This is a genomic window from Neoluteolibacter marinus, assembly GCF_014904755.1.
Taxonomy (GTDB): domain Bacteria; phylum Verrucomicrobiota; class Verrucomicrobiia; order Verrucomicrobiales; family Akkermansiaceae; genus Haloferula; species Haloferula marina.
The window spans coordinates 76511-86693 of sequence record NZ_JACZFQ010000107.1; the positions used below are offsets into that span (position 1 = coordinate 76511).

Annotated in this window: 7 protein-coding genes; all 7 read right to left on the reverse strand. The window is 68.3% G+C overall.

Annotation, left to right across the window (positions count from 1 at the left end):
- Window positions 1-16: 16 nt before the first annotated feature.
- On the reverse strand, window positions 17-3208 hold the full coding sequence (locus IG178_RS21640) for an efflux RND transporter permease subunit (RefSeq protein WP_193214675.1): 3192 nt from the start codon (window positions 3206-3208) through the stop codon (window positions 17-19).
- Window positions 3205-4392 (reverse strand): efflux RND transporter periplasmic adaptor subunit, encoded by a 1188-nt coding sequence (locus IG178_RS21645; RefSeq protein WP_193214676.1) that lies wholly within the window; start codon window positions 4390-4392, stop codon window positions 3205-3207. Before IG178_RS21645 ends, IG178_RS21640 begins: the two co-directional genes overlap by 4 nt.
- A gap of 12 nt (window positions 4393-4404) precedes the next feature.
- The gene (locus IG178_RS21650; protein WP_193214677.1) at window positions 4405-5754 is read right to left on the reverse strand and encodes an efflux transporter outer membrane subunit; all 1350 of its coding nucleotides are present in this window, start codon (window positions 5752-5754) and stop codon (window positions 4405-4407) included.
- Window positions 5751-6374, reverse strand: coding sequence for a TetR/AcrR family transcriptional regulator (locus IG178_RS21655; protein ID WP_193214678.1), 624 nt, complete (start codon window positions 6372-6374; stop codon window positions 5751-5753). Before IG178_RS21655 ends, IG178_RS21650 begins: the two co-directional genes overlap by 4 nt.
- 86 nt (window positions 6375-6460) lie before the next feature.
- On the reverse strand, window positions 6461-6787 hold the full coding sequence (locus tag IG178_RS21660) for a YegP family protein (protein ID WP_193214679.1): 327 nt from the start codon (window positions 6785-6787) through the stop codon (window positions 6461-6463).
- Between the two features lie 52 nt (window positions 6788-6839).
- Entirely contained in the window at window positions 6840-7475 is a 636-nt protein-coding gene (locus IG178_RS21665) for a response regulator (RefSeq protein ID WP_193214680.1), read from the reverse strand.
- A 9-nt stretch (window positions 7476-7484) separates the two neighbouring features.
- The gene (locus tag IG178_RS21670; protein WP_193214681.1) at window positions 7485-10022 is read right to left on the reverse strand and encodes a histidine kinase; all 2538 of its coding nucleotides are present in this window, start codon (window positions 10020-10022) and stop codon (window positions 7485-7487) included.
- Between the last annotated feature and the right edge of the window lie 161 nt (window positions 10023-10183).

Genomic DNA, 10183 nt, shown 5'->3' on the forward strand with positions numbered 1-10183 from the left:
AACCCAAATCCGCGCCTCATTCGCGAACCGCGGCATCGCCGCGCCTCAGCCCCTTCCACGCCTCGAGCGAGCGCCGGAAGCGGACGCGGAAATCGTGCGAGATGAGGATCAGCATCGGCAGCAGCACCAGGGTGATAACCGTGGCAAAAACCACGCCGAAACCCACGGAGACGGCCATCGGTTTCAGGAACTGCGCCTGCACCGCCGTTTCGGCAAGCAAAGGCACCAGTCCCACGAAGGTGGTCAGCGTCGTCAGCAGGATCGCACGGAAGCGCTGGCCGCCGGCATCGTGCAGCGCATCCGCCAGCGGCAGCCCCTCCGCCCGCAACTCGTCGACACGGTGGACCAGGACGAGCGAGTCATTGACGACGATGCCGCTCAGCGCGAGCAGGCCGAAGACCGACAGGATGCTCACCGGCAGGCCGAAGAGGAAATGCCCTAACAGCGCCCCGATGATCCCGAACGGAATCACCGACATGATCGCGAGCGGCTTGGTGTAGGACTTCAGCGGGATGGCCAGCAGGATGTAGATCGAGATCAGCGAAATGCCGAAGCCCTTGAGCAGCGAGCTGATCGAGCGGGCGCGCTGCTCCGCCTCGCCCAGCAGGGCGATGTTCACCCCCGGATGCTGGGCGCGGAAGGCCGGGAAATAGTCGTCCGAAAGTCGCGACAGGATCTCCTCCCCGGAGGTGACCGACTTGTCGACGTTCGCCTGGACATTGACGGTCCGGTTGGAGTCGGCGCGCTGGATGGAGGCGAGGCCCGAGCTGTAGTCCGTGTCGGCGACCACCGAGAACGGCACCGCGGTGCCGTCGGCGGCGCGGATCCGCATGTCGCGCAAGGTTTCCAGTTTGCCGCGTTCCTCGATCGGGTAGCGGACCATGACCTTCACCTCGTCGCGGCCGCGCTGCACGCGCTGCGCCTCGCGGCCGTAGAAGGCATCGCGGACGTTGAGCGCGAGGTCGCGGCGGGTGAACCCGGCGGCCTCCCCTTCCGGCGTGATGGCGATTCGGATCTCCGGTTTGCCCGAGTCGAAGGTGTCCTTGACGTCGTTGGTGCCGGGAAAGGTGGCCACCTTCGCCTTCAGGTCGTCGGCGGCGATGCGCAGCGCCTCGAGGTCCGGGCTTTCGAGCTGGATGTCGAAGTCCGGCCGGTTGCGGCCGCCGGCGGTCCCGGTGAACACCAGCGCACGCGCTCCCGCGACCGGCCCGACCTTTTCACGCCAGCGCCGGACGACGTCGCCAGTGCTGGTGACGCGGGACTCGGACGGGGTGAGCTCGGCCGCGATCGCCGCCTTGGTATTGGTGCTGGCCGCGATCTGGTGGTGGACCAGGATCTTGTCGCCGGATTCCGCCTCCAGCTCCCGGGCCGCCTCGACCAGGCCCCGGCCGACGCGTTCCGCGGTTTCGTGGAGGTAGTCGACCGGCAGCCCCTGCTCGAGTTCGATGTTCGCCGAGATGTCGTCGCGGAAGATGTCGGGGAAGAAAACGAAGCGCAGCTTGCCGGCCGGGATCAGCCCGATGACAACAATCAACAGCGCGAGGAAGGCCGCAGCGACGAGGTAGCGGTAGCCCATCAGCCAGCGCAGCACCGGCAGGTAGAAGCGGCGGACAAAGCGCTGCAAGCCGGCCGCCACCGCATCCTGGAAGGCATAGAGCGCACGGGAGAAAATGTTGCGCCCGCGGCGGTGGACGTCGATGTGGGCGAGATGGGACGGCAGGATCAGCTTCGACTCGATGAGCGAAAAGATCAGCGCCAGGATCACCACCACCGCCGTCTGGCCGAGCACGCTGCCGAGCCGCCCGGAGATCTGGGTGAGCGGCAGGAAGGCGGCGATCGTCGTCACCACGCCGAAGAAGGCGGGGACGATGACCTTGGCCACCCCGCGCACCGTGGACCGCAGCTCGGCGTCCGCCGCCTCGGGATGCTTCTGCTCCTCCTTGGCCGAAAAGACGCTCTCGCCGATGACGATGGCATCGTCGACCAGGATGCCGAGGACGATGATGAACGCGAAGGAGGTAAGCTGGTTGATCGACAGCCCGATGCCCGGCACCGGGAACAGCATGATCGCACCGGCGATCGAGAACGGAATGCCCACCGCGACCCAGAAAGCGAGTCGGAGGTTGAGGAACAGGGCCAGCGACACGATGACGAGCAAGGTCCCGAAGAGACCGTTCGAGGTCAGCAACTCCAGGCGGCCGCGGATCGGTTTTGATCCGTCGTTCCAGTGCGTCACGGTGACCCCGTCCGGCAGCGGATGCTCCACCGGGTAGCGCTCGGCCAGGGCGCGGGCGGCGACGCTGGCGTCAATGACGTCGTCGTTGCCCTCGGTGGCGACCTGCAAGGCGACGGACGGTTCGCCGTCGAAGCGACCGAGGATCTCCTGGTCGACGAAGGCGTCGCGGATCTCGGCGACATCGCGGAGGAAAATGCGGGTGCCATCGGCAGCGGTGCGCACCGGGATCGCGCCGAACTCGGCCAGCCGGTAGGCCTGGTTGCGGGAGCGCAGGGTGATCTCCCCGCCTTCGCTGCGGACCACGCCGCCCGCGAGGTCGATCGAGTTGTTGGAAACCGCGTCCGCGACTTCGCCGAAGGTCAGGCCGAAGGCCCGCAGCTTGCTCTCCGAGACTTCCACGGAGATCTCGTAGTTCCGCGCGTTGTAGGTGTCGACGAGGCTCACCTCGCGGAGCTTGAGCAGTTCGTCGCGAAGGTTACGGGCGGTCTCCTTGAGCACCGCTTCGGACGCACTGCCGTGGACCTCGATCCACATCACCGGGTTGCGGCGCTTGTTTTCCCGGATGATCGGGTTCTCCACCTGGACCGGGAAGCTGGGAATGGCATCGACCTTGATCTTCACGTCGTCCAACAGCTTCTGGACGGGGTACTTTTCGATCGCCTCGACGGTGATGGTGGCCCCGTTGTCGCGGGACTCGCTGCGCACGTGGTCGATGCCCTGGACCCCCTGCAGGGCCTCCTCGATCTTGATCGTGACGCCGCGTTCGACGTCCTCCGGGGTGCCGCCGAGGAAGGGAACCTCGATCGTCACGCTTTCCGCGTCGAAGGCAGGGAAGGCCTCCTTGCGGATGTTCATCGCGGTGTAAATGCCCGCCGCGAGGATGGTGAGCAGCAGTACGTTGGCCACCACCGGATTGCCGGCGAACCACGCGATGAACGGATGGTCGCGGATGGGATCGTCGCGCTCGCTCATGGCTTGCCGGTGGCGGGGCTTTCCTCATCGACAATGACGTCCCCGCCATCGCGGAAACTGGCCAACGGCCTGACCACCACCCGCAGCGGCGGAGCAGCGGCCGGATCGACCAGACGGGCGAGGAAGCTGCCGTCGGCGCTGAAAAGGCGCTCGACCTGCTGGCGCCTCAGCTTGCCGGAGGCATCGACGATCCACACATGATCGTCCTCGACCAGGGCCGTGTCGGGCAGCCGGTGAACCCCGGGAAGCGTCGCGCCGGCCAACTCCGCGGTGACGAAGGTGCCCACCGGCAGGAAGCCCTCGCCGCTGTCGAAGGGCCGCGGCACCTCGGCGATCACATACAGGACCTGGTTGCGCTCATCCATCGCCGCCTCGGTCCGCGTGATCGTGGCGCGCCACTCCCCGCCCGGACGCGCGGGACTTTTCAAGACCGCGCTGAGCGGCGGGCCGGACCCATCGACGAAGGCCAGCGGAAGATCGAGCCGGGCGGCCTGCTCCGGGGTGATCGGCAGCCGGACCTCGACCTTTTCGCGGGAAATCAAGGTTCCGAGGGAAGCCCCGGCCGCCACGACGTTGCCGGGGCTGACGTCACGGCTCTCCACAATCGCATCGAAGGGCGCGCGGATCCCGGTGCGCTCCAGGTCCAGCCGCGCCTGGCCGGCCGCGGACTCGGCGGCCTCGAGCGCGGCCCGGGCCGCCTTGAGTTGCGGAACCCTCAGGGTGAAGGCGGGCGCCGCGTCGATCTCGCGCCCCGATGCCAGCCAGTCTTCACGGGCGATGGCCGAGCGTGCTTCCTCGTCGGCCAGCGCCTGCTCCGCGGCGGAGACGGCGGCCTCGCGCTCGGACAGGGCGGCGCGGAAATCGGCGTCCTCGATCTTTGCTAACACGTCACCGGCAGCAACCGCCCGCCCGGCCTCGAAGTTCCCCGCCACCGACTCGACCTTCCCGCCGACCTGACCCGAAACCGTCGTCGCGTAGTAGGCGCGGACATTGCCGAAACTGGAAACGGTCGGCACCGCGTCCTCCGGCTTGGAGACGATGACCGTGACGTGAGGCACGGCGACGGGGGGAACGCGGGGCGGCGGATCCTTGCGCGCCTTCACCAGGGCCTGGATGCCGGCAAAGGCCAGCACCACGACCAGCGGTGCGAAGAGAAGGTTGAAGGCTTTTTTACCGGCAGTCATGAAGGTGAATGGTCAGATGCCCTTGCCCAGCGCGAGTGCGAGCGAGACGCGGTTCTGGAGGCGCAGGCGGTGGAGGGTGAGGGTCTGGTCCTCGGTGGAAAAGACCCGCCGCTGGGCTTCCAGCAAGGTCAGGAAGTCGGAGATGCCGGCCTCGTAGTCGCGGCGGGTCCGGGTCTCGGCGCTGCGGGCGGCTTCGAGCGCCTCCAGCCGCGCTTGCTCCTGCGCCCGGAGCAGCCGCTCGCTGCCGAGGGCATCCTCGACCTCCTTGAGGGCGCCGAGGACGATCGACTGGTAGTTCGCCAGCGCCTGCTCGGCGCGCTTGCCGGCCGCTCCGATCTCGGCCCGCCGTTCGCCGCCGTCGAAGATCGGCGCGGACAGGGACGCGAGCAGCGACCACGAGTCGAACGCGGAATGGCCGAGGTCGGACAGCAGGTTGCTACTACGTCCACCCGAGGCGGTCAGCGGGAACGACGGGAACAGGTCGGCATGGGCGACCTTGACCCGCGCGTCGGCGGCGCGCAGGCGCTGGTAGGCGGCATCGATGTCCGGGCGCTGGCGCAGGACATCGGACGGCACCCCGGCGGGCACCGACCGCGACAAGGCCGACCAGGAGGAGGCCGAAAGGCGGGCGTCCGGGTAGTCGCCGGCCAGCAGGCGCACGGTGCGGGCTGCACGGTCGCGGTCGTCCTCCAGCTGGCGGATGTCGGCACGGCCGTTCTCGAGGTCGGTGCGGGCGAGTTCGACATCGCCGAGCCGCGCGGTGCCGAGTTCAAAGCGCCGCGCCACCAGGTTGCGGGTGTTCTCGAAACTCGCCACCCGGCGCTGACCGAGCGCCAGCCGTTTCTCGGCCGAAACCAGGTCGAACCACGCCTGCATGGTCTGGGCGGCGAGCGACTGGCGGGCGCTTTCGTAGTCGGCGGCGGCCGCCGCCTGGTCGGCGGCGCTGGCCTGCACCCCGGCGCGGATGCGGCCCCAGACGTCGAGCTCCCAGCGGGCATCCAGCGCCAGCCGGTAGCTGGCCGACTCGCCGGTCGCCGGAACGCTCGAGCGGCCGGCCGAGGCATTGGCATCGAGCGCCGGATAGAGCGCGGAGGCGGTTTTTCGGGTGTTGTAGCCGGCCTCCTCCAGCCGGGCCAGGGCACCCTTCAGATCCGGGTTGTTGGCCAGGGCGCGGCGGACTGTCGCTTTGAGCCGGGCATCATCGAACAAGCCTAACAAGGAATCCGCGACCCGCGGCACCGGGGCGGCGGACGCGTCGTAGCGGGCGGGGATTTCCAGCGACGCCGCAGCTCCCGGCGCGAGGCTGCCGGGAGCGCCACAGGAGGCCAGCAGCAGGCCGGTGAGAAGAACGGTCGATCTCATGCGGAAGCCGGTGCGAGGGTCGAGAGCCCGGCGAGCGCAAAGGCGTGCTGGCGGTCGATGTATTGCTTCAAGCGTGCCGGCTGGGGTGCCTCCGGGAAGAGGTAGGACCTCACCCGCCGGGCCACGCCGGGGAACACGCAGAGGCCGATCACGTCCATCTTGGCCAGCAGCAGCAGCTCCCTGGCGCGGGTGCCGAGGAGGCTGGAGAGGATCGACTCCAGGGTGTCCCCTTCCAGCCGCGCGATCTCCGAATGGATCAGCTCGTCGGGCGCCGACTCGCGGGTGCCCTGGTGGATCATGATCCGGTTGAAATCGCCGGCCGGGCCCTCGTCGAAGCCGCGCCGGATCAGCGCGGCCATGAAGGCGTGGAGCCGGAGCTCCGGTGCCGCGTCCGGGGCGAGGTTGCCGTGGATCGGATAGATCTCGTTGGCCCGCTGGAAGGCCTCGCGCAGGACCAGCCGGAACAGCGACTCCTTCGAGCCGAAATGGTAGTTCACCGACGCGATGTTCGCGCCGGCGGCATCGCAGACTTCGGCGACGGTGGCGTCCCGGTAGCCCTTGCCGGCAAAGATGCCGATGGCTGCATTCAGCAGCCGGTCATGGGTGGTGTCGCCGGACATGGAGGGAAAACTCCACGAACCGGCACAGGTTTCAAATTAAACTTTGAAATGTGCATTTGAAAATCCACCCGGACGGTCGCAGCCGCTCAGACCTCCTTCACTTCCATGCTCAGGCAGTTGTTGCCGACCGAAGCGATGCCGTTGTCGCGGGCGGCTTCGGACGAGTACATCTCGCTGGTGCCGATGATCTGGCCGTTGCTCGCCTTGAGCACGAAGTAGGGTTCGCCCGCGGCCGAGGTCCGCCGGTCGAAGTTGCCTTCGAGGGTGCCGTGCTTGCGCACCGACTCGATGCCGTTGAGGGCGGAGGCCTTCTCCTCGTAGCCCTGGCTGGCGAGGATGACCTCGTGATTGGCGGCGTTGAGCGTGAAGGTGAACTTCGCCGCGGACTTCAATTTATAATAACCGGTAGCCATGGTGTCACATTAAGCCACGGCCTGCGGCGCGGTCCAGCCGCTTCTTGCGCGGTCAGCGGCCGAGATACTTCACGACCGCCTCGGTCCGGGTCCGGACGTGGAGCTTGCCGTAGATGTTGTGCAGGTGGGTGCGCACGGTCTCGACCCCGATCCCCAGGTCCCAGGCGATCTCCTTGTAGAGCCCGCCCTTGACCAGCAGCTCGAGGATCTCGGTTTCACGGGGCGTGAGGTTGTGATCCTCGTTGCGCGCCGGCGGCGTGGTCTGGAAATGTTGGACGACCTTGCGGGCGATCGCCCCGGACATCGGCGAACCGCCGGAAAGGAGGTCGTCCAGGGATTCGAGCAGCCGCGCCGGGGCATCGCGCTTGAGCAGGTAGCCGGTGGCCCCGGCCGCCAGCGCCTCGAAGATCCGGTCGTTGTTGTCGTAGACGGTGACCATCATGACCTGGACCGCGGGATGCAGGTCCTTGAGCTTGGCGACGCACTCGATGCCGGAGATGCCGGGCAGCTGGATGTCCATCAGCACCACCTCGGGGCACTCGTCCTTGAAGGCCTCCAGCGCGGGTTCGGCGGCGGGAAAGGAGGCCACGAGCTTCCATGCGGGCGAGGCGCTCAGGAGCTCGGCCAGCGTTTCGCGCAGCAATTCGTCATCCTCGACGAGGGCGATGGTGTGGGGTTGGTCGGACATGGGATGGGATCAGGTGGGGTCGCCGGGCAAGGGACAGATCATGACAATGCAGGTCCCGCCGCCGGGTGACGAGTCAATGGTGTAACTGCCGCCGATCTCGCGGATGCGCGCCGGCGCGTTGTCGAGGCCGTGGCCCTCGGGCGGGGCATCCAGATCAAAGCCGCGGCCGGTGTCGCGGATCGTGAGGATGATCCGGCTGCCATCGAACTCGAGGCTGAGGTGAACTTCGCAGGGCCCGGCATGGCGCAGGACATTGTGCAGGGACTCCTTCACCGCCAGGGACACGTGGTGGCGGAACTGGGCGCCCAGCGGTCGCGCCGGCAACATCGCGGGAATGTCCAGCCGGCAACGCACCGCGGACTCACGGAACATCTCGTCCGCCAGCCGGGTGAGGTGCGAGGCCAGGTGGTCGAGGGTGTCGTGGGCGGGATCCACGGCCCACACCAGGTCGTCCATCGCGACCACCAGCTCGCGGGCGGAGTCGCTCATCTTGTCGAGATGGCGGCGGGCCTTCGCCGGGTCCGCCTCGAGATCGCGCCGGGCGAGCGACGCGGTGAGATTCAAGACGGTCACGCGGGTGCCCAGGTCATCGTGCAGGTCGCGGGCGATGCGGGTCCGGTCCTGTTCCAGCGCGTTCTGGAAACGCAGTTCCTGCAGGCGCCGCTTGGAACGCCGGCGCAGGCGGAGCAGGATACCCGCGGCCGCAAGCGCGACTGCTGCTGCCGCGGCCGCCGGCCCGAACCAGGCTCTTTTCCAGAAGGGCGGGTCGATCACCACCGGCAGCGACAGCCCCGCACCCAGCGGGGTGGCATCGCCGGTGAGGCCGATGGCGCGAAACAGGTAGCGGCCGGGCGGAACGTTGAGATAGGTCGCCCGGTGAAGGCTGCCGCCCACCACGTTGAAAGCTTCGTCCCACGACAGCGCCAGGGTTCCCCCGCGGACGCCGGGCGGGACCAGCGCCTGGGTGGAAGTCCAGCCGCCATGGTTTTCCTGGTCGCCGTCCACCAGGCCGAGCAGCGGATGCCCGGGCCTCAGAACCAGCCGGGCGATCGCGGGATCGCTGCCTTCACGTCGCCAGCCCGCCGGAACCCCGGCCGCCCGGCTGGTGCTCTCGTCCGCCACCAGGCGGCCGTTCTGCCAGAGGGAATCGCCGGTGGTCCCGGGCACGCCGAGGGCGAGGTTGTCGATCGCGACGAAGCCGGTCGTGTCCGGCGAGCCCGACGAAATCGACAAGCTCAGCGAGGCCGTGCCCGCGGGCACATAGACCGGCTCGATGCGGTGGCTCAGCTCGGAGTCCTCGAGGGAGGTCACCCAGCCGCTGCTGCGGCCGATGAACGGAAAGCGGGTTTGCGAAAGGATCTGGTTCTTCGCGTCGAGCGCCTCGCACACCAGGCTCATGCCGAGTTCGGTCTCCTGCCAGCGGTCGTCGATGCCCTCCAGCTGGCAGCGCAGCTTCACCGCCCCGTCGAGATGCTCGAAGCCGAAATCGAAGTCGAGCCGGTGCAGGCCTGACCCGAGGCGGAGGACCGGTTCCTTCCCGCCGGGAATGCGGGCGGAAGAAGCATCGACCAGGACGTTCGCCAGCTTGAGTTCGAGCCGGGTCCGGTCGCCGCCTTCCGCGGCGAGGGCCGCGGCCGCTTCCGGTCCGGTCCGCAGTTCCGGCGGAACGAAGAAGAAGTCGCTGGGATGCCGGGCGACGCCACTGATCCGGACTTCATCGAGGGTTCCCGGGAACGGCTCCGCCTCGGCATTGCCGGGAAAGGAGCGGGCCTCGTTGCCGATCGCGAAGTCGCCGCTCGTGCCATTGAAGCCGCCCGACAGCGTGCCGCTGCCGATCAGGTGCGCCGATTTCAGCCCGGGACCGAGGCGTGTCCAGTAGAGCTTCAGGTTGTTGGCGACCCCGGCCTTGCCGTCGTAGGTGACCGCGGCGTGGAACCAGTGCCCGGTGTCGATGGCATGGGGTCCGGTGACCGGGATGGTCGCGAGGCCCAGCCCCCCCGCCCCGCTGTGCGGCAGCGGGATGAAGGAGAGGAATCCCTCCTTTTCAATGCGGAAGTTGAAGACCCGGTCGGCGTTGTCGCCTTCCATCGAGATCAGGCTGCAGGCAATGACGCGCGCATCGCCCGGCAGGATGTCGAACTTGAGCACCGCCTCGTAGGTGAAGGCACCCTGCGGACCGAAGTAGCGGAACCCGGGATCGACGTTGTCCCCCGGACCGAAGGCCAGCCCGGGCCTGGAGGTGACGATCGCCCCCGCAAGGTCGGACCCGCCCGGCGTGCCGCCTGCCAGCCCCAGGAACGAGACGCCCCGGCCGAGGCCCGGCAGCGACGCTTGATCCGCCATCGCGCCATTGAACTGCCCCTCGAGCGGCGTCGCCGGATCGGCGGCATCCGCGAAGGGTGCCTTGCTCTCGTCGAGATGCCAGAGGTGGAGGGTGTGGGCGTCCGGCTGGTTTGGCTGGAACGACGGACCGTCGTCGGCAGCCGCCAGCCCGCCGAGGACTCCCACGGCGAGCACCGACCGGCATCGGGATGCAGCAACGGACACGAATGACAGGCTGGCAGAAAGGCGGCCGCCCTGCGAGGGGCCGCCTTGAAAAAATCATCGTTCGTGGCGGCTCAGCCACGACGCCGGCGCAGCAGGCCGGCCAGCCCCAGGGCACCGAGCAAGGCGGCCGACGGGTCGGGCACGAGGGTCAGGGTGTCGAC

What these genes read in the sequence shown, in the direction of transcription:
- IG178_RS21640 (WP_193214675.1), bottom strand. Translation starts at nt 3,208, where the DNA reads ATGAGCGAGCGCGACGATCCCATCCGCGACCATCCGTTCATCGCGTGG.
- IG178_RS21645 (WP_193214676.1), bottom strand. Translation starts at nt 4,392, where the DNA reads ATGACTGCCGGTAAAAAAGCCTTCAACCTTCTCTTCGCACCGCTGGTC.
- IG178_RS21650 (WP_193214677.1), bottom strand. Translation starts at nt 5,754, where the DNA reads ATGAGATCGACCGTTCTTCTCACCGGCCTGCTGCTGGCCTCCTGTGGC.
- IG178_RS21655 (WP_193214678.1), bottom strand. Translation starts at nt 6,374, where the DNA reads ATGTCCGGCGACACCACCCATGACCGGCTGCTGAATGCAGCCATCGGC.
- IG178_RS21660 (WP_193214679.1), bottom strand. Translation starts at nt 6,787, where the DNA reads ATGGCTACCGGTTATTATAAATTGAAGTCCGCGGCGAAGTTCACCTTC.
- IG178_RS21665 (WP_193214680.1), bottom strand. Translation starts at nt 7,475, where the DNA reads ATGTCCGACCAACCCCACACCATCGCCCTCGTCGAGGATGACGAATTG.